A 24593-nucleotide genomic window follows, 5' to 3' on the forward strand; every position below is an offset into this window, starting at 1 on the left:
ATCGGCATAGTATGTGGTCGTGGACCTGATCGGGAGCTGCCGGGCGTTCGTGAGCGTGAGCGAAGCCGGGACCTTCACCGCGGGAGCCGCGATCGCGCGCATCCCGCAGCCGGTGGCGAGCCGCCGGATCGCCGCGCTGGAACGGCATTTCGGTGAGCGGCTGTTCGACCGCTCCACCCGCCGCGCCGTGCTCACCCCGTTCGGCCGCGACATGCTGCCGTCGGCGAAACGGCTGGTGGCGCTGGCCGACGCCATGGAGCACGACGCGCAGCGCGCCAGACTGCGGCCGATGCGGCTGGCGATGCCGGACACCTGCACCGTCCGGGAGCTCGCCGAACTCGACGCCGCGGCGCGAACGCTGGACGTCTTCCTGGAGTTCCGGCAGGCGCCACCGGGAGAGCGGGCGGAACTCGTGCGCACCCAGGAGGTCCGCGCGGCGCTCGCCGCCGTTCCCGCCGAAGAGGGCACCTGGACGGTGCCGCTCGGGCTGGCGGGCGGGGGCAGGCCGCGGGCGGGCGCCCTCCACCTGGAAACGCTGCGCGTCGGCCGGTCCGGCCGGTCGCCCCGGCGGGTCTGGATCCAGCCGGAGGACGACGTCCCGCATATCCGGGATCGCCTCTTCCGCGTCCGTGACTCGGTGGGCCTGCGGCCCGCGCAGGTGTCCGTCGCCGGCGCGCTCACCGCGGCCGCCGCGGCGGTGTTCGGTTCGGACGATCTGCTGCTCTGCTCGGCGGCCCAGGCCACCGACCTCGGACTGGGCTGGCGGCCGATCGGCGAGATCCGGCTCGCGCGCGGGTTCGAGATCACGGCGGGGCCCGGCGAGGACGCGCAGCGGCTCCGGGCACGATTGTGGCCGGACATCGCCCGGTGTCTCGGCGCGGAGGAGACGACATGAACACGGAGACCCTGCTCCTCGGGCTGCGCGCCGAACTCGACGACGGCGGCCTGCGCGGTTCGTTCCTCGTGCGCGATCTGCGGACCGGACACGAGATCGGCATCGACCCGGACCTGGAGTTCCCGAGCGCCTCGCTGGTGAAGATCCCGCTCGCCGCGGCGACCCTGGAGCGGATCCGCCGGGGTGAACTGGACGGCTCCGCGCCGATCGACGTCGAGCCGGGACGGGCCACCGCCCCCGGACCGACCGGGCTGACGCGGTTCCGGCACCCGGCCAGGGTGGCGATCGACGACCTGCTCTACCTGACGATGGCCATCAGCGACGAGACCGCCGCGGACGCGCTCTTCGCGCTGACCCCGCCCGCCGAGGTCACCAGGATGACGCGCGAATGGGGCGTTTCCGGGATCACCGCGCGGCATCCGGCCGCGGACCTCAGCGACACGCCCGCCGAACGGTTCGCCCCGGCCGACGTCCACCTCGCGCACGCGCTCGCGATCAGCGCGGGTACCGCCGGGCGGGGCCATCCCGTTCCGCAGCTCGACGTCACCCGGGCGAGTTCCGGTTCGGCGCGCGCGTTCGTGAACCTCCTCGAAGCACTGTGGAAACCGTCCAAAGTGGACGAAGGGGTCGCGGCACGGGTGCGTGAACTCATGGGACTGAACCTGCTGCGTCAGCGGCTCAGCCCCGATTTCGTCTCGGACGCCACGAAATGGTCGTCGAAGACCGGCACGGTGCTGAACCTGCGGCACGAGGTCGGGGTGGTCGAACACGCCGACGGCGGGCTGTACGCGATCGCCGCGCTGACCGGATCCCGGGTGCCCGCCGCGATCCAGCCGGAGGCCGAAGTGCTGATGGCCCGAGTGGCGCGGGCGTTGCGGGATCATCTGCGCGAAGGGTGACGTCACGTTTTCCGCCGCCGCCCTGTTCTCAAGGGGGAGAACCGGCGAAGTGGAGGATCGGCATGAAGGTCGTCATCGTGTGCGTTTCGGTGTCCCACGGCAATACGGCGAGGGTCGCCGAAGTGCTGGCGGGGGTTCTCGGCGCTCGCGTAGTCAGTCCCGAGGAGATCGACGCCGCCGAGCTCGATTCCTGTGACCTCGTGGGGTTCGGCTCGGGGATCTTCGGCATGGACTTCCATCCGCGCCTGCGGCGTCTCGTCGAAGAGATGCCGCCGAAGCAGCGGAGGAAGGCGTTCGTGTTCAGCACCAGCGGGTTGCCGGAACCGCGATTCCGGCGGTACACCCGTCGTCTGGCACGGTCGCTCCGCCGCAAGGGCTTCGACGTGGTGGACACGTTCTCGTGCCGGGGTTTCGACACCTGGCTCCCGTTCCGGCTCGTCGGGGGTATCGCCAAGAACCGGCCTGGTACGGCCGATCTCGAAGCGGCGCGACGGTTCGCCGCCGGGCTCGGTGGGTGACGCACCGTGTTTGCGCTCCGTCCGGCGTGGGTATCAGCGGCGCGTGCTCGATCATTCGTACTTCCCGGAACTGAGGGACCAGCGTCTCGTCGTCGACTACGACGACGCCGACGACCCGGTCCTGCTCCGCCCCGACGGATCGCCGATCGACACGTGGCGGGAGAACTACCCGTACACGACGCGGATGTCGCGCGAGGAATACGACGTCGTGAAACGGTCGCTGCAGATCGAACTGCTGAAACTGCAGTACTGGATCAAGGACACCGGCGGGCGCATGGTGATCCTGTTCGAGGGGCGCGACGCGGCGGGCAAGGGCGGCACGATCAAACGGTTCACCGAACACCTCAACCCGCGCGGCGCGCGAGTGGTGGCGCTGAGCAAGCCCACCGAACGCGAGCAGGGGGAGTGGTACTTCCAGCGCTACGTGAACCACCTGCCCACCGAGGGCGAGATCGTGCTGTTCGACCGGTCCTGGTACAACCGCGCCGGCGTCGAACGGGTGATGGGGTACTGCACGGACGAACAGTACGAGCGCTTCATGCGACAGGCGCCGACGTTCGAGGAGATGCTCGTCGACGACGGGATCATCCTCGTCAAACTCTGGTTCTCGGTGTCGAGGTCCGAGCAGCGGACCCGGTTCCTCATCCGGCAGGTCGACCCGGTGCGGCAATGGAAACTGAGCCCCAACGACATCAAGTCGCTCGACCGCTGGGACGCCTACACCGAGGCGAAGGTCGCGATGTTCCGGTCCACCGACACGGAGATCGCGCCGTGGACGGTGGTCAAGAGCAACGACAAGAAACGCGCGCGCGTCGAGGCGATGCGCAGCGTCCTCGCCCGCGTGGACTACGCCGACAAGGACGAGGACGCCGTCGGCGACCCGGATCTGAAAGTGGTCGGCGCCGCGGCGACCCTGCTGGAGGAGGGGGAGGACGAGTCGTCGCTCAGCCCGACCCCGATCGCGCCGTCGCCGGACCCCGACCACGGACCGGGCCTGCACCCGTAACTCACGTGATCAGAGGCGTAACTCGCGTGCTTGAAGGCGTAACTCGCGAGTTACGCCTCTGATCACGCGAGTTACGTGTCCGATCACGCGAGTGTCGAGATCCTGCCATGTCGGGTATCCGCCACCTTCCGGCCGTGTGGGAAAGCTGATCACCCGTCTTTACTTCACGTACGGACGTCGGGGGGGCTCCTGTCGAAAGGGATCATGGTGATCAGTAGTACGAGAAAGACGCGGAGGGGCACGGTGGCCGTGGTCGCCGGTGCGTTCCTGGCCTCCGGCCTGGTGCCGGCCCCGGCCGCGGGTGCGGCACCCGCGGTCAAGGCCGATCCGGACACGGCGGTGCTCGCCGGCGCGCTGACCAATCAGGCCGTGGCCTGGGGCGAGTGCTCGTTCCCCTCGGTCGCGCCGGCGACGGAAGCCGAACTGAAGAAGGTCAAGGGCCTCGCCTGCGCCACCGTCCAGGTGCCGCGCGACTGGCACAACCCGCAGGACGGCAACACCATCGGCGTCCGCGTCTCCAAGACCGCGACCGCCTACCCCGGCACCGGCAGGCAGGGCATCGCGCTGGTCAACCCCGGCGGGCCCGGCGGCGAAGGTCTCCCGTGGGGCGCCGCGATGGCGATGCGCAGCCCCGTGCTGGCCTCGCAGTACGACTTCGTCGGTTTCGACCCCCGCGGCGTCGGCCAGAGCACCCCGCTGACCTGTAGCTACACCGTCCCGGACAGCACGGATCAGAACGTGATCAGCCGGGCGAAGGTCGAGGGCTGCCTGAAGAACCCGCTGACGAAGTTCATCACCACCGAGCAGACCGCCTACGACATGGACTTCATCCGGGTGCTGCTCGGGGAGAAGAAGACCAGCTACATCGGCTACTCGTACGGCACCTGGCTCGGCACCTGGTACGCCACCACGTTCCCGTCCAAGGCGCACCGGTTCCTGCTCGACTCCTCGACCGACGCGAGCCGCTCGACGCTGGAGAAGACCTGGGACCTCCAGCCGCGCAGCCGTGACCGCCAGTTCCAGGAGGCGCTGCTGCCCTACGTCGCGCGCAACGACGCCAAGTACAAGGCGGGCACCGATCCGCTCGAGATCCGCCGCAACTGGGAGAAGGCGGGCGGCACCCGGGAATTCGCGGGCATGCTCTACGCGGCGTGGTTCATCATCCCGGCGATGTACGACACCAGCCAGTACCCGTCGGCGGCTTCCATGGTCGCCGCGCTCGCGAAGGGACCGGCGCCCACCGGAACCGACGCGGAGAAGCTGGAGCAGGTCGTCGCGAAGGCGCTCGCCACCCCCGGGCTGACCGACGCGAACAAGGCGTTCCTGACCAAGGCCAAGGGCAACGCGCTGGAGGCCATCGCGAAGAAGGACTCGGTCGAGCGCAAGGCCTCCTACCAGGGTGGCGCCGAGGTCGAGACGTGGGACGCCGCGTTCGAGGCGATCCGCTGCCAGGACGGCCAGTGGAACCAGAACCTGCACTACTGGAATTTCTGGCAGGCCGATCTGACCGTGAACGCGCCGTTCATCGCGCCGATCATGGCCCTGTCGGGTGCGCCGCTGTGCGCGTTCTGGCCGACCCCCAACGCCAAGCCGGCGCCGGACGCCAAGACGTTCCCGAAGGTGCTGATCGCGCAGACCGAACTCGACGCGGCGACGCCGTACGAGGGCGCGCTGGCCACCGCGAACGGACTGCCGGGCGCCAAGATGATCAGCGTCGACAACGAAGGCAGCCACGGGATCTTCCCGTACAACACCGACTGCGTCGACGACCCGATCGTCGCCTACTTCCAGACCGGGCTCACGCCGAAGAAGAAGTTCACCGGCTGCCAGGGTCTCCCGCTGCCGGGTGAGGACAAGACGGTCGAGGTCGGCGGTCACCTCGGGCACGACGGGAAGATCAAGATCAAGATGATCACGCCCCAGGTGCGCAAGGCGAACGAGATCGTCCGTGAGCTGCTGGAAGGCACCGCGACGCCGGAAGCGGACGAGAAGGGCATGCCCGCCAACGCCTAGTCTCGGATGGTGTCGACGAGAGGCTCCCGCGGTTCGCGGGAGCCTCTCCGTCATGATCTGTGACGGTTTCGTTATCGGTCCAGGCGCACGATCCGGCCGTTTTCCCGCTCAAGAACCATGAGCCGTGACATCGATGTCACGTCGATCGATCCTGGGGTGGGGGAGGAGAAGCGTCATGCTCGCCGAGTCGCGGGGCCTGTCGATGGAGGCCGAGCAGCTGTACCGGGCCCTGCTGGACGGGCGTCCGATCACGCCCGGCGCCGAGCTGGCGGAGCTGGAGCGGTTCGGCCTGATCCGGGCCGGCGCGTCCGGGGTCGAGGTGTGCCCGCCGCGTGCGGCGCTGTCGGCGTTCGCGGCGCAGCACGAGGCCGCGGCGATCCGCGCGCGGGAAGCGGCCGAGGTGCTCGGCGCCGCCTATTCGCTGCGCACGGGCCGGGACGCGGACTTCGTCGAGGTGCTGCGCAGCCGCGACGAGGTGATCGCCACCTTCGAAGCCATGCAGACCCAGGCGGGCGCCGACATCGTCGCGCTGGACCCGGGGTCGTACATGAGCCCGAAGGCCGAAGTGAGCACGGTGCAGCCCGGTTCGATGGCGCGCGGCATCGCGTACCGCGTCGTCTACGACTCGTCCGTGCTGCAGCACGACGACGGATTCGCCCAGGTGCAGTCGAGTATCGCGCTCGGGGAGCAGGCCAGGGTGTTCCCCGGGCTGCCGCTGAAGCTGGTGATCGCCGACAGCAACCGGGCGCTGATCGCGGTCCCGAATTCCGACGCCGGTGACGTCCTCGCCCTGCTGATCCATCCGTCGATGCTGCTGAGCGCGCTGATCGAGTTGTTCGAATCCTTCTGGCGGATGGCCGTGCCCGTGCGGGCGGGCGGCCCGGACGACGCCGAAGCGGCGCAGGAACCGACCGTCGCCACACGCCGCCTGCTCGCGCTGCTGAGCGGAGGCCTGACCGACGAGGCGATCGCGCGCGAGCTCGGCATCAGCGAGCGCACGGTGCTGCGGCGGATCAGCCGGTTGCAGGAACTGCTCGGCGCGCGGACCCGCTTCCAGCTCGGAGCGCAGGCTTCGCGCCAGGGCTGGTTGTAGCGCGAGTGTGAAGAGGGCGGGCGGGAATTGTCACGTGGGTGGGGGGTCGCGTCTCGTGAGTGGTAAGGACGGTTAGAACCGTCTTTGCCACTCACGAGGATGGACAATGAGAGCGACGCTGCTCATGATCGGGCTCGGGGCCTTCGTCACCACCCTCGACAACACGATCGTCGCGGCGGGCGCGCCTTCGCTCGCCCGCGAACTCGGGCTCGATCTTCCCACGCTGCAATGGGTGAGCATCGGCTACATGCTTCCGTTCGCCGGGTTGCTGCCGGTCGCGGGAACGCTGGTGGACCGCTGGGGCCAGGCCGCGACCCTGCGGGCGGGGCTGCTCGCGTTCGGCGCCGGCGCGGCCGCCGGAGGGTTCGCCACGACGGCGTGGCTCGTGATCTCCGCGCGGGTGCTGCAGGGTGCCGCCGCGGCGTTCCTGGTCCCGGCCCTGCTCAGCCTGCTCCGCACCGATCTCGACGCGCGAAGACGGGCTTTCGGAGCGACGGTCTGGACAGCCTGCCTGGCGGCCGCCCTCGCGCTCGGCCCGACGCTCGGCGGGGCGCTGAGCGAATATCTGGGCTGGGGCTGGATCTTCTTCGTCAATCTCCCCTTCGTGGCGGCGATGCTGGCGCTGGTACGGAAGGTCGCCCTCGCGAAGCGTGACCCGGCGGCCGGACGACCTGCCGTGCGCTCCATGCTGGTGGTGACGACCGCGATGGTCCTGATCACCGCCGCCGTGGTCGAACCGAGCGCGGTGCTCGGTGCGGTGGGGGCGGCCTTCGCGATCTGGTTCCTGTTCAGGGAAAGACGCGCGCGCGTGCGGCTGATGCCGAAGGAGCTGACCAGAACGCGGGTCTTCACCGGCGCGCTCACCGTGCAGCTGCTGTGGGGACTGGGGGTTTCGGGGGTCTTCTTCTTCACACCGTTGCTGCATCAGGAATCCCTCGGCCTCGGGCCGATGCTCGCCGGACTACCGCTGGTCGTGGTGGCCGTCGCGGTCGTCGCCGCCACGCCGCTCGTGCCCTGGGCAGTACCACGATGGGGTCCACATCGGACAGTCGCGGCCGGGCTGGTCACGGTGGCCGCCGGACTGCTGGCGATCGCCGCGGTCAACCACCTGCCGGAAGTGCCGCCGAGGATTCCCGGGCTGGTGCTGATCGGCGCCGGATCGGCCCTGACCACGCCGCTGACCTCGTACGCGCTGGAAATCGTCGCGGAACGGCACGCGGGCACCGCCTCCGGCCTGCTCACCGCGTCCCGTGAACTGTCGAGCGCGCTGGGGGTCGCGCTGATCGGGACCGTGCTGTCGGCGGTCCGCACGGCCCGGCTCGACGAGGGCGCCCCGGCCGCGCTGGCCGACGGCTACACGGCGGGGCTGCTGACCGCGGCGGCGCTGCAACTCGCCGGAGCGCTCCTCGCGCTCCGGCTCCTGAACCCCCGAAGTTCGTGCCGAAGTGACAAGGGGAGTGCCCCCTTTCTCACGTCCCCGTGAGCACGTCCGCGCTTCCGGCGGCGTTCCATCATCCTTTCATTGACACTCTTCCCGCGACGTCCATACAGTTCCGGTCAGATAAAGAACGGTCTCCGGAATGGAATCCGCTTTCGGCAACGGCGCCGTTCCGAATTCACCCGCTCCTGTACGAATCGTCACAACGAGGGGCCATGGAAACCATTTCGGAATCGGTCGTCGCCGTCCACGGGCCGGACGACGCACGCGGCGGGGAGTCGTTCGCGACGCTGCTGAGGTACTGGGCGTGGCGGCTCGGCGACGACGTCGCGGTCACCTACCTCGACCATCGAGCCGGGGCCGACGGCCGGGCGATCACCCTGTCCTGGCGCGAACTCGACGACCGGGTCGACGCGCTCGCCACCCGGCTGACCGGGTTCACCGGCCCGGGTGACCGGGCCGCGATCCTGGCCCGGCAGTCCGTCGATTACGTCGTCGCCTTCCTCGGCGCGATCCGCGCCGGGCTGATCGCGGTCCCGCTGTTCTCCCCGAGTCTCCCCGGGCACGCGGGAAGGCTGGCCGCCGTGCTCGCCGACTGCGCACCGAGGGTCGTGCTCACGACCACCGACGGACTCGACGACGCCGCCGGTTTCCTCGCCTCGACGGATTTCGAGCGCCCCGCCGTGCTCGCCGTCGACACCACAGCTCCGGTCGCGGCCGGTGATCGCTCCTGGCCGCGACCGGAACCGGACGAAGTGGCGTACCTGCAGTACACGTCCGGTTCCACGCGAACGCCGGCGGGCGTGCTGCTGACCCACCGCAACGCGCTCACCAACGCCCGTCAAGCGTGTGACGCCTACGCGGTCGAGACCGCGACGACCTCCACTGTCAGCTGGCTGCCGCTCTTCCACGACATGGGCCTGATCCTCGGGATCGGCGCGCCGCTGGCGGCGGGTGCGGCGTCGGTCCTGATGGATCCCCACGCCTTCCTGGAACGTCCGTCGCGGTGGTTGCGCGCGCTCTCGGCCAGCCCGGGCGCGATCAGCGCGGCACCCAATTTCGCGTACGCCTACGCCGCTTCCCGGGTCACCGAGGCCGAGAAGAGCTATCTCGAACTGAGCCGGGTCGTCTCGCTGATCAACGGCAGCGAACCGGTTCTTCCGTCGACCATCGCGAAGTTCCACGGCGCCTTCGAGGAATGCGGGCTGCGCCCGGAGGTGCACCGGTCCTCGTACGGGTTGGCCGAGGCCACGGTGCTCGTCTCCGTCACCGAAGCGGGCAAGGCACCACGGCAGGTCGCCTTCGACCGCGACCGGCTCGCCGCCGGACTCGCGACGCCCGCATTGCCCGGCGCGGCGTCCACCACGCTCGTCTCCTGCGGATTCCCGGCGGGGCAACGGATCCGCATCGCCGATCCGGCCACCGGCGCGCTGGTCGAACCGGGCCGGGTGGGAGAGATCCAGGTCAACGGCCCGAACGTCGGCGTTGGCTACTGGGGGCGGCCCGCCGCTTCCGAGGGCGTCTTCGGCCTGCCCCCGATCGATCCGGACTCCGGTGCGGGCTGGCTCGCGACCGGGGACCTCGGCGTGCGGTACGAGGGCGAACTGTTCATGACCGGCAGGCTCAAGGACCTCGTCATCGTCGACGGCCGCAACCACTACCCGCAGGACATCGAACAGACCGTGGAGACGCATCCCGCGGTCCGGCCGCATTCCGCCGCGGCTTTCGCGATCGAGCGCGAAGACGGTGAAGCGGCGGTCGTGCTGGTGGAGCGGGCGAAGGGCGCCGAGGCCGACCTCGCCGTCGCGACCGCGGAGATCCGGAGGGCGGTCTCGGCCGCGCACGGTCTGCGGCCGCACGACGTCGTGTTCGTCGCCCCGGGTGAGGTGCCGCGCACCTCCAGCGGCAAGATCAGCCGTGCGTTGTGCCGGAAGTCCTATTCGGACGGTTCGCTGACCGCGCGGCGGCTCGGGTGACCGCGGAGATCCGTGCCTGGCTCATCGCGCGGGTGGCGGAGGTGACCGGCTCGCCCGCGGACCACGTCGATCCGGACCGGCCGCTGCACGAAAGCGGGCTTTCCTCGCGGGAGTCGATGGAACTGGCGGCGGAGCTGGGCCGGTACGTCGGCCGTCCGTTGCCGCCGACCCTGGTGTGGCAGTATCCGACGATCACCGCCCTCGCCGCCCGTCTGTCCACAGTGGAGGAATCCACGGTCGTGAGCGGCGAAGGCCGCGAGGAGGAACCGATCGCGATCGTCGGCGTCGGGTGTCGCCTGCCCGGAGGCGCGGACTCCCCGGAGGGCTACTGGCGGCTCCTGGACGCCGGACGCGACGGTATCCGCGAGGTTCCGGAGGATCGCTGGGAGATCCCCGCGCGTGGCGGATTCCTCGGCGACGTCGCCGGTTTCGACGCCGAGTTCTTCGGCATCACGCCGGGCGAGGCCGAAGCGATGGATCCCCAGCAGCGGATGCTGCTCGAAGTGACCTGGGCGGCGCTGGAGCACGCCGGGATCCCGCCGTCCACGCTGCGGGGAAGCCGGACCGGGGTGTTCGTCGGGCTTTCGGCCGGCGAGTACGGCCACCTGACGATGGCCGACCCCGCCACCGTCGACGTCTGGTCCGCCACCGGTGCCGCCACGAGTATCGCCGCCAACCGGCTGTCGTACCTGTTCGACCTGCGCGGGCCCAGCCTCACCGTCGACACCGCGTGCTCGTCCTCGCTGGTCGCGGTGCATCAAGCGGTGCAGAGCCTGCGCAGCGGCGAATGCGGGACGGCGCTCGCCGCCGGGGTGAACCTGCTGCTCTCACCAGCGGTCACGGCCTCCTTCCAGCGGGCCGGGGTGCTGGCCCCGGACGGGTACTGCAAACCGTTCGACGCCGCCGCCGACGGCATCGCCCGCGGCGAGGGCTGCGGCGTGATCGTGCTCAGACCGCTGAAGGCCGCCCGCCGTGCGGGGGACCGGGTGCTCGCGGTGATCCGTGGCAGCGCGGTCAATTCCGACGGCCGGTCCAACGGTCTCGTCGCGCCCAATCCCGGCGCGCAGGCGGACCTGTTGCGGGACGCGTACGCGGCGGCGGGCGTCGATCCGTCCACTGTGGATTACGTGGAGGCGCACGGGACCGGGACGGCGGTGGGGGATCCGATCGAGGCGGGCGCGCTCGGCGAGGTGCTCGGAGCCGGACGCGAACCCGCCCGCCCGCTCCTGATCGGCTCGGTGAAGGGGAACCTTGGCCATCTCGAGGGCGCGGCCGGGATGGCCGGGCTGATCAAGGTCGTCCTCGCGATGGTCCACCGGCGGCTGCCGCCGACCCCGCATCATCACGAACCCAGCCCGCACGTCGATTTCGCCGGTCTCGGCCTCCGGGTCGTGAACACCGGGACGGACTGGCCGCGGTACTCCGACGTCGTGCGCGCCGGGGTCTCCGCGTTCGGCTTCGGTGGCACCAACGCCCACGTCGTTCTCGAAGAATGGCCCGCCGCGTCGTTCGCCGCTCGCGGGACGGAGACCGGGCGGCCGCGGATCTTCGCGCTGTCCGCGCGGTCGGCCGAGGTGCTCCGGGCGCGGGCCGCCGATCTGGCGGACTGGCTCGAAGACCCCGCCCACCGGACGGTCCCGCTGGACGCGGTCGCCGCGACACTGGCCAGGAGCCGCGACCACTTGCCCGTCCGTGGCGCGGTCGTCGCGGAGGAACGCGACCGGGTGGCCGCCGCGTTGCGGGAACTCGCCGCCGGACGTGCTGGTGGTGCCGCCGTCCTCGGCGAGGCCAGACCTGTCTCCGATGTCGTGTTCGTCTTCTCCGGCTACGGCTCCCAGTGGCCCGGGATGGGACGCGTCCTGTTGCGCACCGAGCCCGCGTTCCGTGCCGAGGTCGAAGCACTCGATCCGGTGTTCCGCGCCGAAGCGGGCTTCACGCTGAGCGAGGTGTTCTCCGGCACGCGCGATCTTCCGGATCTCGCGGCGACACAGCTCGCGTTGTTCGGCATGCAGCTGGCTCTCGCCGGGCTCTGGCGCGCGCACGGCGTCGTCCCGGCCGCGGTGCTCGGGCATTCGATGGGTGAGGTCGCGGCCGCCGTCGTCGCGGGGGCGCTGGACGTCGCCGACGGCCTGCGCGTGATGGCCACCCGCGCCCGGCTGCTGGCCGAGGTCGACGCTTCCGGCGACGGCGCGATGGCCGTGGTCGAGCTGTCCCCGGCCGAACTCGCCGACCTGGAAGCGGACTTCCCCGGAATCACCGTCGCGGTCTACGCCTCGCCGGTCCAGTGCACTGTCAGCGGCGGCGCCGAACAGGTCGAGGCGCTCGTGTCGCACGTCGAGAGCATGGGCAGGCTGGCGAAGCGGCTGCCGGTCGGGGGCGCGGGTCATTCGGAAGCCGTCGACGCCGTTCTCGGCCGGTTCCGCGCCGAGCTCGGCGGCCTTTCCCCGCGACCGGTGGAGATTCCCTGCTACAGCAGCGTTCTCGACGATCCACAGAGGTCGGTGGTGTTCGACGTCGAGTACTGGGCGGCGAATCTGCGCCGTCCCGTGCGCTTCAGCCAGGCACTGGCGGCGGCGACCGCCGACGGATACGGCGTGTTCGTCGAGATCTCCCCGCATCCGGTGGCACTGGCCGCGATCGAGCAGAGCACCGCCTCGCTCGCGCTTCCGACGGCGAGCCGCAAGAGCGACGAGGCGGTGGCGTTCCTGACCACGCTCGCCCGGCTCCACACCCTCGGGCTGCCCGTCCTGCTCGACGACGGCGGTCCCCGTCCGCTTCCGGTCGACCTGCCCGGCCCGCGCTGGCGGCACCGGCGGTTCTGGCCGCGGCGCCCGGCGACCCGGACGGCCGGCGAACATCCGTTGCTGGGTGTCCACATCGAACAGCCGACCGGCGGCGGGCACCTGTGGCACGCGGACGTCGGGACCGAGGTACTGCCGTGGCTGGCCGACCACGCGGCGATGGGTGTCCCGTTGTTCCCCGCCGCCGGGTTCCTGGAACTGGCGCTTTCGGCGGCGAAAACGGTGCTGCGTCCCGGACTGCTGCGCATCGGCGGTCTCGAACTGCACCGGGTCCTCCCGCTCGCCGCGCACACCGAGGTGACGACCAGCCTGAGCGCTGGAAGCGTGGACGTGTACGCGCGGTCCGCGGACGGCGGCTGGGTACGGCACGCCACCGCCCGTGTCCGCGAGGGGAACACCGCGGTGGTGCCGTTCGGCCCGGTCGGGGACGACGCCCGGCCGGTCGACCTCTACCAGGTGCTGGCCGGCGCGGGGCAGAGCTACGGTCCCGCTTTCCGTGGGCTGCGCGACGTCTTGGCCGCGCCGGGCCGGGCTTCGGCGTCGATCGCCCTGCCCGCCGACGATCCGGCCTACGTCCTGCACCCGGTGATCGCCGACGCCTGCCTGCACGCGCTCGCCGCCGCGGCCGGGGACGCGCTCCGCGAAGCCGACGGCGTGTTCCTGCCGCTGACCTTGGGCGAAGTCGTCCTCGCCGGTGATCCGCGCCGGGGTGTCCGGGTCGACGCGGTCCTCGATTCGGTTGATCCGGCCGGCGATGGCCTGGTCGGTGGTGTCCAGTTGGTCGACGCGGACGGCGTCGTCCTGGTCGAGTTCCGTGAGGTCTACTGCCGCCGGTTCCAGCGTTCGGCGCTGCCGGTGCCCATGGCGGACCTGCTGTTCGAAACGGTTTGGCGGGAGGCCGGGCTGCCCGCCCCGGCGGCGGGCTCACGCTGCTGGGTCGTCCTGCACGACGACGTGCCGTGGCTGACGGCGTTGCGTGACCGGCTCGCCGAGGCCGGGGACGAGCTGGTGACGGTCCGGCCCGGGGACCGGAAGACCCTCGCGGGCGCTCTGAGTTCCCGCGAGGTGGCGGGAGTCCTCGTATGGTCCGGCACTTCGGGGCCGGATCCGATGAGCGCGGCGCGGCGGGTCACCGAGTTGTCCGGTGTCCTCGCCGAACTGGTCGAGACCGCGCCGCGGTTGTGGCTCGTCAGCGTGGATGCCTGGGCCGCCGAACCCGGTGAGCGCGGCGATCCGGGCCAGGCCTGGCTGCGTGGACTGGTCCGCGTCCTCGCTTTCGAACACCCCGAACTGCGGGCGAGCCAGGTGGACTTCGACGCGGAACCGGACCCCGTCAGGCTGGTGGCGGAGATCCGCGCGGACGCGCCCGACGACGAGATCGCGTGGCGCGAGGGAGTCCGGTACACCAGGCTGCTGGCCCGGCCGAAGCTCGGCGAACCTCGCCACGAAACCGTGGTGCGTGACGGCGCATACGTGATCACGGGTGGTCTCGGCGGCCTCGGCCTGGTCGCGGCGGACTGGCTGGCGGCGCGCGGCGCGACCAGGCTCGTCCTTTCCGGACGGCGCGGTGCGAGCCCTGCCGTCGAGCCGCTTCTGGCGGATCTGCGTGAGCAGGGAGCCGACGTCCGCGTGGTGACGGGGGACATCGCCGAGCCGGGGACGGCCGAAGCGCTGGTCGCTGCGGCGACCGAAGGCGGCCTGCCGTTGCGCGGGGTGCTGCACGCGGCCGGCGTGCTGTCCGACGGGGCCGCCGTCAGCCTCGACACCGACGCCGTCGAGGCGGTCTGGCGCCCGAAAGCGCTGGGGGCATGGCGACTGCACGAGGCGACGGCCGGACACGAACTCGACTGGTGGTTGACGTATTCCTCGGCGGCGGCGTTGTTCGGATCGCCGGGCCAGACCGCCTATGCCACCGCGAACGCGTGGGTGGACGCCCTCGTCGCGTGGCGCCGCGCCGCGGGATTGCCTGCGGCGACCATCGGCTGGGGAGCCTGGGGCGAAGCGGGCGCGGCCGTCGGCAGCCGCAACCCCGTCCTCGAACCACTCGGCACGGAGGAGGCGCTGGCGGCGATGGACGCCGTGCTGCGCCGTGACCGCGTGTCGACCGGGATCGCCAGGGTCGACGCCGGGACCGTCCTCGCCCTCTTCCCCCGGCTGGCCGGACGGCCGTTCTTCGAAATCCTGGTACCGGGGGAGGAGCAGCCCGCCGGACCGTCCACTTGGGACGGATTGGACGCGCTGCGGGCGGTCCTCCCGGAGGCCGCCCGGGAGATGCTGGCCGACTACCTCGCCGGGCTCGTCGCCGGGATGCTCGGCCTCGCCGCGGACGAGATCGACCGGCGGACCCCGCTCACCCGGCTCGGCCTGGATTCGCTCGCCGCCCTGCGTGCGAAGGGAGTCGTGGAACGGGACTTCGGCCTGGAACTGCCCATCCCGCTGCTGTTGCGGGGCGCGGGCCTGGCCGAAATCGCGGATCATCTCGCCGATCAGGCGGGGTTCGGTGCGGGAGAAGCCCGGCCCACCGCACCGGTGACGGCCGTCGGCCCACGCGATCCGGCCGAACGCTGGATCGCCCGGCACTGGCAGGCGCAGCTAGGCGGCGCGGAACCCGGCGTCCACGAAGACTTCTTCGCCGCCGGTGGCGACGCCGAAGCGGCCGATCGGCTGCGGGCCGTGTTCACCGGGCAGCTGGGAGCCGTTCCCGAACGGCTCTTCGCCACACCGACGATCGCCGCGATGGCCGACCTTCTGCGCGACGACATCGAAGGACGCGGAGGCTGCCCTGTCCGGCAGTTGCGCGAAGGCGGCACGGACCCGCTGTTCCTGTTCCACCCGGCGGGTGGTCCGACGAGTGTCTACGAGGGACTCGTCCGCCTGCTGCCCGAGGGCAGAGCCGTCTACGGGCTCGAACGGATCGACGAAGAGGACACCGTCGAGGCCAAGGCCGAGTGCTATCTCGAGCTGATCCGGGAAATCCAGCCGCGGGGCCCGTACCGGCTGGGCGGTTGGTCGTTCGGGGGCTGCCTCGCCTACGAGACCGCGCGGCGGCTGACGGCGGCCGGGGAGCGCGTCGCTCTCGTGTTCCTGATCGACAGCATCCTGCCGCTGCCCGCGCCGGGGAAACCGGCCCAGGAGATCCTGCTGGACCGGTTCGAGCGGTTCGCGGAGCACATCGAGCGCACCTACGGCGTCACGCTCGACATCCCGCGTGAAGAGCTCGCCAGGCTCGGCGACGAGGAACAGATCCGGCTGGTGATCGCCCACCTGGCCGCGCGGGTTCCCGAGCTGGGGCACGGCGTCCTGCGGCACCAGTACGAGTCCTATGTGGACGCCCGGGTCGCCGAACGGTACGAGCCGGAATCCTATGCCGGGCCGGTACTGCTGCTGCGCGCGCAGGAGCCGCATCCGCTGACCACCTCCCTCGATCCGCGTTACCTGCGCACCGACGACGCTCTCGGCTGGGACGCCTTCTGCCCGGATCTGGAGGTCGTGCGGGTGCCGGGCGATCACCTGTCGATGATCGACCCGCCGCATGTCGAGAGGGTCGCCGCGGCACTCGCGGCCCGGCTCGGGGCGCCCAAGGCGGCGCGGCCGTGACCGACACGACGGCGTTCCGGATCGCCGACCTCGCCGCCCGCCGGGAGGATCTGCGGACCGCGGAGAAGCGGGCCGTCGACCGGCAGCACGCCAAGGGGAAACTGACCGCGCGCGAACGCGTCGAGTTGTTGCTGGACCAGGGTTCCTTCGTCGAACTCGACCAGTTCGCCCGGCACCGGTGCACCGAATTCGGGATGGACGCCAACCGGCCCTACGGCGATGGCGTGGTGACCGGGCACGGCACCGTCGACGGCAGGCAGGTCTGCGTGTTCTCCCAGGACTTCACCGTGTTCGGCGGCAGTATGGGCGAGGTCTTCGGCGAGAAGGTCCTCAAGGTGATGGACCTGGCGATGACGCTGGGCTGCCCCGTGGTCGGGATCAACGACTCCGGCGGCGCGCGCATCCAGGAAGGCGTCGTCTCGCTCGCCTACTACGCCGAACTCGGCAGGCGCAACACGCTGGCGTCCGGTGTCATCCCGCAGATCTCGCTGATCATGGGCCCCTGCGCGGGCGGGGCGGTCTACTCGCCGGCGATCACCGACTTCACCGTGATGGTGGACGAGACCGCGCACATGTTCGTCACCGGGCCGGACGTCGTGCACGCCGTCAGCGGCGAACGCGTCACCGCCCAGCGGCTCGGCGGCGCCGCGGTGAACAGCGAGGTGTCCGGGAACGCCCACCATCGGGCCACCGACGAACACGACGCCATCGACTGGGTGCGGACCCTGCTCGGTTACCTGCCGTCCAACAACCTCGACACCGTCCCGGAATACGCCGACGAGACCGCGCCCGAACTCACCGCCGCCGACCTCGAACTCGACCGGCTGGTGCCCGACGCGCTGAACCAGGCGTACGACATGGCCGAGGTGATCGTCCGTCTCGTCGACGACGGCGACTTCATGGAGGTGCACAGCGGCTTCGCGCCGAACATGATCTGCGCGTTCGGCCGGATGCGGGGCCGCACGATCGGGGTCGTGGCGAACCAGCCGCGCCATCAGGCGGGCGTGATCGACATCGACGCCTCGGAGAAGGCCGCGCGGTTCGTGCGGTTCTGCGACGCCTTCGGCATCCCGATCCTCACCCTCGCCGACGTCCCCGGGTACCTGCCCGGCGAGACACAGGAACGGCACGGGATCATCCGGCGCGGCGCCAAACTGATCTACGCCTACGCCGAAGCGACGGTGCCGAAGGTGACCGTGGTGATCCGCAAGGCCTACGGGGGCGGCTACGCGGTGATGGGGTCGAAACATCTCGGGGCGGACGTCAACCTGGCCTGGCCCACCGCGGAGATCGCGGTGATGGGCGCCGAGGGCGCGGTGCGGGTGCTGCACCGGCACGAACTCGCCGCCCTGCCCCCGGAACAGCGGTCGGCCGAACAGCGACGGCTCACCGAGGCGTACCGCGAACGGCATTCGAATCCCTACCTCGCGGCCGAACGCGGCTACGTCGATCAGGTCATCGCGCCGTCGCAAACCCGACTTCAGGTGGCACGGGCGTTGCACGCGCTGCGGACCAAGCGGCAGACCCTCCCGGCCAAGAAGCACGGAAACATCCCGTTGTGAGCAAGGAGAAACGATGAAGCGAACCCGGCGGTGGGGTCTGCTGGCGCTGGCCATGGTGACCCTGCTCGGAAGCCCGGTCCCCGCGAGCGCGGCGCCCGCGCCGGTCACCGCCGACAACGGCGCCAAGGTCGTCGAGGAGACCTGGCTGGACGCGCGCACCGTCGACCTCAAGATCAGCTCGCCCGCGCTCGGCACCACGGGCATGGTCCGCCTGCTGGTCCCGGCGGGGTGGGCCGCGCAGCCCACGCGGACCTGGCCGACGTTGTTCCTGCTGCACGGCTGCTGCGAACCGGTCGACTACCGGTCGTGGGACCAGTTCACCGACGTGAAGGCGTTCACCGCGGACAAGGACGCCCTCGTCGTCATGCCGACCGGCGGGCCCGCCGGGATGTACACCAAGTGGTGGAACTTCGGGCTCCGGAGCACTCCCGACTGGGACACCTTCCACACCCTGGAGGTGCGGCAGATCGTCGAACGCGGGTACCGGGCGGGGACGCGCCGGGCGGTCGCGGGCCTGTCGATCGGCGGTTACGGCGCGCTCGCGTACTCGTACAAGCACAAGGGGATGTTCGCCGCGGCGGCGTCCTACAGCGGGGTGCCGAACACCCTCAACCAGGGGGCTCCGCTGTTCATCCAGGGGATCCTGGCCCGCGCTGGGATCTTCAACTACCTCGAACTCTGGGGCGACAGCTGGGGGATGCGGCCGATCTGGACGGCGAACAACCCGTACGACAACGTCGACGGCCTTCGCGGCACGGCGCTGTACATCTCCTGCGGGAACGGGAAGACCGGCCCGCTCGACCCGCCGGGGCAGTCCGACATCTTCGAGCCCCAGGCGCTGGCCTCCTCGGTGAGTTTCACGGATCGGTTGAAGGCCAGGGGGATTCCGGCGACCGTCGACTACTACGGCGACGGGACGCACAGCTGGCCCTACTGGCAACGGGCGCTGCGGAACTCCTGGCCGGTCCTGGCGGGCGGGCTCGGCCTGTGAGGTGACCGAACGCCGCACTCGCGTGATCAGAGGCGTAACTCGCGTGCTTGGGGGCGTAACTCGCGTGATTGAAGGCCGCACATCGAGTTACGCCTTCAATCACGCGAGTTACGTCTCCAAACACGCGAGTGCGGCGTCTGATCACGCGAGTCACGCGCTAGACCCTCGCAAGGCGTTGCGAAAGCCACTTTCGCAACCTTCAACGTTGCGAAAGTGGCTTTCGCAACGTCGGCCGGTGGGCGCGGTGGCGAAACGAGATGTCAGCGCTTGCCGGGTGGTGTCGCGAAAGCCACTTTCGGGACATCAGGCGTCCCGAAAGTGGCTTTCGCGACGCCAGCGCACCGCAGGTCGTCCACGGGGCACCGCATCGAGAGGGGCTAAATGCGGTGAGGTCAGCCGGCGATCAGTTCGGCGAAGCGTTCCGGGCTCACGTTCCCGCCGCTGATGATCACCCCGACCCGTCCCGAAGCGGGCACCCGGCCGCTGAGCAGTGCCGCGAGCCCGGTCGCCCCGCTCGGCTCGATGACGAGCTTCAGCCGTTCGAACGCGAACCGCATGGCGTCGCGGACCTGGTCGTCGGTGACCAGCGCGATGTCGTCGACGAGCCGCCGGTTGATCGAGAAGGTCAGTTCGCCGGGGATGGAGGCGGCCTGGCCGTCGGCGATGGTCCGCGGCACCGGGATCGACACGCGTTCCCCGGCGTCCAGCGAGCGCTTGGTGTCGTCGCCCTCGGCGGGTTCGACGCCGATCACGCGGATGCCGGGCCGCACGGCCTTCGCGGCGGTCGAGCTGCCCGCGATCAGGCCACCGCCGCCGACCGGGACGACGAGGGTGTCCAGGGATTCGGTGTCCTCCAGCAGTTCTCGCGCCGCGGTGCCCTGTCCGGCGATCACGTGCGGGTGCTCGTACGGCGGGATCAGCGCAAGACCGCGGTCGGCCGCCAGCGCCTCGCCGATCGCGACGCGGTCGCCGGTGTACCGGTCGTAGGTGACGATCTCGGCGCCGTAGCCCGCGGTGGCGTCCTTTTTGGACTGCGGGGTGTCCTCCGGGATCAGGATGACCGCGCTGCTCCCGAGTTCCCGCGCGGCGAGCGCGACGGCCTGGGCGTGGTTCCCCGACGAGTAGGCGGCGATGCCCTTGGCCAGCTGTTCCGGCGAGAGACGCGAAGCGGCGTTGTACGCGCCACGGAACTTGAAAGCCCCGACGCGCTGGAGGTTCTCACACTTGACGAAGACCTCGGCGCCGACGAGCTCGTCGAGGGTACGGGAACGCACGACCGGGGTCCGGTGGGCGACCCCGGCCAGGCGGGCGGCCGCGTCGCGGATGTCGTCGATGGTCACGGGGGCGGTCATGATGCTCCTTGATCACGGATTTCGGCGAGATAGTTGTAAGCGGAGGCGCGGGAGATCCCGATCCGCGCCGCGACCTGCGGCACGGCCCGCCGCACGGCGAAGACACCGCGCGCGTGCAGGCTGCGGAACAGGTCGAGCCGTTCGTCGCGGCTGAGCGCGGCCCACGGTTTGTTCAGCCGGAGCTGATGCTCGTCGACGATCGCGTCCACCACCGCGTCGACGTCGTCGCCGAAGGTGGTGGTCGGCGTTTCGGTGGCGGCGCCGACGTCGGCGAGTTCGCCGACCAGGGTCCGCAGCTGACCCAGCGCGGTGACGTCGAGGTTCACGCACAAGGCGCCGAACACCGAGCCGCCGCTGTCGCGCAGCAGCATGGTCGACGACTTCACGAGTTTCCCCGACGCTGTCCTTGTCACGTAGTTCAGCTGGTCTTCGGCGTCGTCGCCGCGGGCGAGCAGGCTCATGCCGATCTCGCTCATCGATCCGCCGACGGTGCGGTCGGTGACCGAGCCTGCGATCGCGACCACCGACCGCTCCGGACGGCGGAAGTCGTGCACCACGACCTCGCAGAACGAGCCGAGCGTCGCCGCGATGCCGTCGGCGACCGGGGCGAGCGCGTCGAGGATGGCGTCCTGCTCAGACATCGCGTACTCGGGCGAGGGCCTCGACCTCGACCACGCCGCCGTAGGGCAGGGACGCGACCCCGACACAGGTCCGGGCGGGCCGGGGCTCGGCGAAGAACTCTTCGTAGACCCGGTTGAGGCCGTCGCGGTCGGCGATGTCGGTCAGGTAGACGACGACCTTCACCACGTCGGCCCTCGTCGCACCCACCGAACGCAGCGCGGCGTCGAGATTGGCGAAGGCCTGCGGGCATTCGGCGTCGAAGCCGCCGGGCACCAGCGCGCCGGTCTCGGTCACGCCGAGCCGCCCGGACACGGAAACCAGGTCGCCGCTGCGGAAGGCGGGCGGATACGGATGCTCGTTGGTCACGAGACTGACTGTATAAGCCCTGGACGGAAAGTCCAACGAGATATCAAGTGACCTACCGCTCACCTGGTGAACGCGGTGTTACTCGCGGGTAGTCGCTCGGGTTAACGGGCTTCACTCGGACGAGCGACCGCTGTTTCATGATCGTCAAATGGCGGTGAACCGCCTTGTCCGGCCTTCGGTGATCAAGGCAGCCTCCTCGGCGTGCGGTCCCTGTCCGCACATCCACAGCCGAGAGGATGTACACCATGCGCGACACCCAGAGCACCACCCGCCGCTGGACGAAGCGGGGCCTGGCGGCCGGCCTGCTGGCGGTGCCGATGCTCGCCGTCTTCGGCGGCTCGGCGTCGGCGGCGGAACTCACGCCGATCGCCGAGTATCTCGACAGCACCATCGCCGGCCTGTCCGCGTCGTTGGTCGAGGCGCTCGCGGCCCTGCTCGGCGTGAGCTGAGCCGGTCCGGACGGATCGGGAAAGGGCCGTTCCGAACGGCCCTTTCCCGGCCTCGCTCAGACGACCTCGAAGTTCGCCATCATCGCCATGTCCTCGTGTTCGGCGTTGTGGCAATGGAAGACGTAGCGGCCGCGGTAGCCGTCGAACCGCGCGATGACCTCCACCGACTCGCCGGGGGCCAGGTCCACGGTGTCCTTGACGCCCCCGTCGAACGGCCCCGGCGGACGCCCGCCGCGGGAAAGGATCCGGAAGCCCACCAGGTGCAGGTGAACGGGATGGTGGATGTCGGCGACGAACCGCCAGATCTCCGTGTCGCCGAGGCGCGTGCTCGCCGACATCACGTCCGGCGAGAACGGCTCCCCGCCGATCACCCAGCCCGCGCGGCCGTGGACGGTACCCGCCCGGAACGAGAACTCCCGCGTGGTCGTGGCCTGTTCGCGAGTGAGCGGCGCGATTTCGCTGAGTTTCGCCGGAACCCGGCTGTCGTCCGCCGCGCGGCGCGCGACGACGAACCGCATGACCTGAGCGGTCGACCCGGTCCCGAGCCGGTTCACGAGGGTGACCTCGGTGCCGACCGGATACCGGCCGAAGTCGACGACGAGGTCGTACCGTTCCGCCGGCGCGATGGGGAGATGGTCGTGTTCGCGCGGCGCGTCCAGCAGGCCTTGGTCGGCGCCGATCTGCACGAAACCGCCGCCGCCGGGCGGTGGCGGGTCGAGCGCCAGGTCGTAGCGCCGGGCGTTGGAGCCGTTGAGTACCCGGAGGCGGTACTTGACGGCCGCCACCTCGTGCACCGGCCACGGCGCGCCGTTGACCAGCACGACGTCGCCGAAAACGCCTTCGACGTAAGCACTTTCCACTCCCGGCGTGGTCCGCAGGGTCCGGTCTAGTGAGGGATAGGCGAAGGCGCCGTGCTCGTCGAAGGACCGGTCGGCGATCATCAGCGGCAGTTCGCGCTCCCCGGACGGGAGCCCGAGCGAGTCCTCCTCGTCGTCGCGGATCAGGTGGAACCCGGCCAGTCCCCGGTACACGGCCGGACCGGTGAAATCCATGCGGTGGTCGTGGTACCAGAGGGTCGCGGCCCGTTGCCGCAGAGGGAAGACGTAGTCGCGTTCCCCGTTCGAGATCCGCGCCCGGGAATCGGCCATGCCGTGCCCGGTGTGCGCGGTGGTCCAGCCGGACCGCGGCAGGACGAGGTCGGTCGGATAGCCGTCGGAGTCGGCGGGGGTGTGCCCGCCGTGCAGATGGACCACGGTCGGCACGGGAAGTTCGTTGCGGTGGTGCGCCACGACCGTCCGGTCCCGCCGCGACTCGATCGTCGGACCGGGGAAGATCCCTTCGTAGCCCCAGATCGGTGTCCGGACGCCGGGCAGGATCTCGGCCGTCGCCGCTCGCTGGGTGATGGTGTAGTGATCGGCGTCGGCGGTCCTTTGTGGACGCAGGACCGGCGGGATCGGCAGCGGTACGCGAAAGGGCTCCGGCAACGGGAGTGCGCTGCGCAGCAACTCGCCGGTCCCCGGAGCGCCCTGCGCAAGCAGGCGGGGCGCCGCGATCCCCGCGGCGACGAGGACACCGGCACCGCCGGCGAGCCCGAGGAAGGTCCGGCGGGGCAGTCGCCCGCTCATCGGTCGACCCGCCAGGTCTGGGGCCGCCAGACCGCGATGGTCGTCAGCACCGTCGCGGTGACCAGCGCGACGCCGAGCGGGATATGCAGGTCGAGCGCGCCCGTCATCCCGGCGAGGTACTGCCCGGTCTCGCCCAGCGCGAGCAGCAGGCTGATCCAGAACAGCCAGCGCGGTCCGCGGACCAGCCACAGGACCAGCGCCGCCAGGATCTGCGCGTACGCCAGGTACGACACGGCGTCGGCGCCCCAGCGGTGCAGCCAGAGCATGTCGTAATCGCCGCCGAGATAGCCGCCGGCGAACACCGGCTGGCCGATGATCGCGACGGCGTGGGCGCTCACCAGCACCCGGTTCACCACCAGCGTCCCGTTCGCCTTCCGGCTCGGGCTGGTCAGGGTTTCACTCACGTGATCGAACGTAGGAGCCGACGCCTTATGCTGTCCAAGACAAGATCGGTTATCTGTTCATAACAGGTGGGGTATCAGCAGTGGATCTTCTGGCGCTCCGGTACTTCCAGACGGTCGCCCGGCTCGAACACGTCGGCCGCGCCGCGGAAAAGCTGCGTGTCGCGCAGCCGTCGCTCAGCCGGACGTTGGCCAGGCTGGAGAACGAGCTCGGCGTCCCGCTGTTCGACCGGCACGGCCGCCGGATCCGGCTCAACCGGTTCGGCACCGCGTTCCTCCGCCGCGTCGACCGGGCGCTGGCCGAACTCGACGACGCCCGTCAGGAACTGGACGACGCCGCCGGGCTCGAACGCGGAACCGTCGCCGTCGCGGCTGAAAGCCTGCTCGTCCTCACCGAACCGCTTCGCACCTTCGTCCCCGGCCATCCGCTGGTGGACGTGCGGCTTTCCCAGGCGTCGGGGGAGGGGATGGCGGAGAAGCTGCGAGCCGGCGACGTCGACCTGTGCGTCACCTCGCAACCCTTGACGGGCAACGACATCCGCAGCCGCGTGCTTCTCGACGAAGCGGTGATGCTCTGCGTGCCCGCCGGCCACCGGCTCGCCGACCGTGGCCGCGTCGGCCTGGCGGATCTCGAGGGCGAGCCGTTCCTCACCACGCGACCCGGCTATTGGCAGCGTGCGCTCGTCGACCGGCTGTTCGCGAAGGCCGGGCTCGAACTGCACGTCGTCTGCGAGGGAGACGAAGCTGCGGTGCTCTTCCAGCTCATCGACGCGGGGCTCGGCATCGCGCTGGTGCCTTCGCTGGGGCTGCGCGCCGTCACCGGTTCGGCGGTGGTCTGGCTGGACGTCGACGATCCCGACTGCCGCCGCGTGCTCAGCGTCGCGTGGCGCGAAGACACGTACCTTTCCGTTGCCGCCCAACGGTTCCGCGATCACCTGGTCGGCCACTTCCTCGCGCGGGCCGAGCCCCGGTCGAGGTGACCGGGGCCCG

General features: G+C 70.7%; 18 protein-coding genes. 13 read left to right on the forward strand and 5 right to left on the reverse strand.

All coding sequences use genetic code 11. The features are described from left to right. Positions 1-13: 13 nt before the first annotated feature. The 11 genes from ACZ1DY_RS19565 to ACZ1DY_RS19615 all read left to right on the forward strand — a co-directional run bounded on the left by ACZ1DY_RS19565 (position 14) and on the right by ACZ1DY_RS19615 (position 18789). Entirely contained in the window at positions 14-895 is an 882-nt protein-coding gene (locus ACZ1DY_RS19565; RefSeq protein WP_465485273.1) for a LysR family transcriptional regulator, read from the forward strand. Next, the gene (locus tag ACZ1DY_RS19570; protein WP_126731323.1) at positions 892-1794 is read left to right on the forward strand and encodes a serine hydrolase; all 903 of its coding nucleotides are present in this window, start codon (positions 892-894) and stop codon (positions 1792-1794) included. The genes ACZ1DY_RS19565 and ACZ1DY_RS19570 overlap by 4 nt, the downstream gene beginning before the upstream one ends. A 62-nt stretch (positions 1795-1856) precedes the next feature. Continuing rightward, the gene (locus ACZ1DY_RS19575; RefSeq protein ID WP_465485274.1) at positions 1857-2312 is read left to right on the forward strand and encodes a flavodoxin family protein; all 456 of its coding nucleotides are present in this window, start codon (positions 1857-1859) and stop codon (positions 2310-2312) included. 10 nt (positions 2313-2322) lie between these two features. Beyond that, positions 2323-3318: a polyphosphate kinase 2 gene (ppk2, locus tag ACZ1DY_RS19580; RefSeq protein ID WP_465485275.1), complete on the forward strand. Its 996-nt coding sequence runs from the start codon at positions 2323-2325 to the stop codon at positions 3316-3318. 243 nt (positions 3319-3561) lie between these two features. Then, the gene (locus ACZ1DY_RS19585) at positions 3562-5331 is read left to right on the forward strand and encodes an alpha/beta hydrolase (protein ID WP_465485276.1); all 1770 of its coding nucleotides are present in this window, start codon (positions 3562-3564) and stop codon (positions 5329-5331) included. A gap of 175 nt (positions 5332-5506) precedes the next feature. After that, positions 5507-6424 carry a helix-turn-helix transcriptional regulator gene (locus ACZ1DY_RS19590; RefSeq protein ID WP_126731328.1) on the forward strand — a complete coding sequence of 306 codons (918 nt, stop codon included), beginning with the start codon at positions 5507-5509 and terminating at the stop codon, positions 6422-6424. Positions 6425-6530: 106 nt separating this feature from the next. Next, on the forward strand, positions 6531-7907 hold the full coding sequence (locus ACZ1DY_RS19595; RefSeq protein ID WP_465485277.1) for an MFS transporter: 1377 nt from the start codon (positions 6531-6533) through the stop codon (positions 7905-7907). A 170-nt stretch (positions 7908-8077) separates the two neighbouring features. Continuing rightward, positions 8078-9838: a fatty acyl-AMP ligase gene (locus ACZ1DY_RS19600; protein WP_465485278.1), complete on the forward strand. Its 1761-nt coding sequence runs from the start codon at positions 8078-8080 to the stop codon at positions 9836-9838. Next, on the forward strand, positions 9835-16236 hold the full coding sequence (locus tag ACZ1DY_RS19605) for an SDR family NAD(P)-dependent oxidoreductase (protein WP_465485279.1): 6402 nt from the start codon (positions 9835-9837) through the stop codon (positions 16234-16236). The genes ACZ1DY_RS19600 and ACZ1DY_RS19605 overlap by 4 nt, the downstream gene beginning before the upstream one ends. Then, the gene (locus ACZ1DY_RS19610) at positions 16233-17798 is read left to right on the forward strand and encodes an acyl-CoA carboxylase subunit beta (protein WP_465485280.1); all 1566 of its coding nucleotides are present in this window, start codon (positions 16233-16235) and stop codon (positions 17796-17798) included. Before ACZ1DY_RS19605 ends, ACZ1DY_RS19610 begins: the two co-directional genes overlap by 4 nt. Positions 17799-17811: 13 nt before the next feature. Continuing rightward, on the forward strand, positions 17812-18789 hold the full coding sequence (locus ACZ1DY_RS19615; RefSeq protein WP_126736997.1) for an alpha/beta hydrolase: 978 nt from the start codon (positions 17812-17814) through the stop codon (positions 18787-18789). 392 nt (positions 18790-19181) lie between these two features. Here the strand turns inward: ACZ1DY_RS19615 and ACZ1DY_RS19620 are convergent, their stop codons facing one another. The 3 genes from ACZ1DY_RS19620 to ACZ1DY_RS19630 are packed head-to-tail and all read right to left on the reverse strand — an operon-like array spanning position 19182 to position 21128. After that, the gene (locus ACZ1DY_RS19620) at positions 19182-20141 is read right to left on the reverse strand and encodes a pyridoxal-phosphate dependent enzyme (RefSeq protein ID WP_465485281.1); all 960 of its coding nucleotides are present in this window, start codon (positions 20139-20141) and stop codon (positions 19182-19184) included. Next, a complete protein-coding gene (locus ACZ1DY_RS19625) occupies positions 20138-20782 on the reverse strand; it encodes a helix-turn-helix transcriptional regulator (protein ID WP_465485282.1) in 645 nt (214 codons plus the stop codon). Before ACZ1DY_RS19625 ends, ACZ1DY_RS19620 begins: the two co-directional genes overlap by 4 nt. Continuing rightward, complete coding sequence (locus tag ACZ1DY_RS19630; protein ID WP_126736994.1) at positions 20775-21128, reverse strand: RidA family protein; 354 nt, start codon at positions 21126-21128, stop codon at positions 20775-20777. The genes ACZ1DY_RS19625 and ACZ1DY_RS19630 overlap by 8 nt, the downstream gene beginning before the upstream one ends. Positions 21129-21373: 245 nt before the next feature. Here ACZ1DY_RS19630 and ACZ1DY_RS19635 point away from each other — a divergent pair, with 245 nt between their 5' ends. After that, positions 21374-21577 carry a hypothetical protein gene (locus ACZ1DY_RS19635; RefSeq protein ID WP_126736993.1) on the forward strand — a complete coding sequence of 68 codons (204 nt, stop codon included), beginning with the start codon at positions 21374-21376 and terminating at the stop codon, positions 21575-21577. A 56-nt stretch (positions 21578-21633) separates the two neighbouring features. Here the strand turns inward: ACZ1DY_RS19635 and ACZ1DY_RS19640 are convergent, their stop codons facing one another. Both ACZ1DY_RS19640 and ACZ1DY_RS19645 read right to left on the reverse strand, forming a co-directional pair. Beyond that, positions 21634-23202 (reverse strand): multicopper oxidase family protein, encoded by a 1569-nt coding sequence (locus ACZ1DY_RS19640; RefSeq protein ID WP_465485283.1) that lies wholly within the window; start codon positions 23200-23202, stop codon positions 21634-21636. Continuing rightward, positions 23199-23606, reverse strand: coding sequence for a hypothetical protein (locus ACZ1DY_RS19645; RefSeq protein WP_126736991.1), 408 nt, complete (start codon positions 23604-23606; stop codon positions 23199-23201). The genes ACZ1DY_RS19640 and ACZ1DY_RS19645 overlap by 4 nt, the downstream gene beginning before the upstream one ends. An 80-nt stretch (positions 23607-23686) precedes the next feature. On the opposite strand from ACZ1DY_RS19645, the gene ACZ1DY_RS19650 reads away from it, so the two are divergent. Further along, positions 23687-24583, forward strand: coding sequence for a LysR family transcriptional regulator (locus tag ACZ1DY_RS19650; protein ID WP_257487304.1), 897 nt, complete (start codon positions 23687-23689; stop codon positions 24581-24583). Positions 24584-24593: the final 10 nt, after the last annotated feature.

The sequence above is a fragment of the Amycolatopsis sp. PSD-21 genome, from assembly GCF_055561455.1.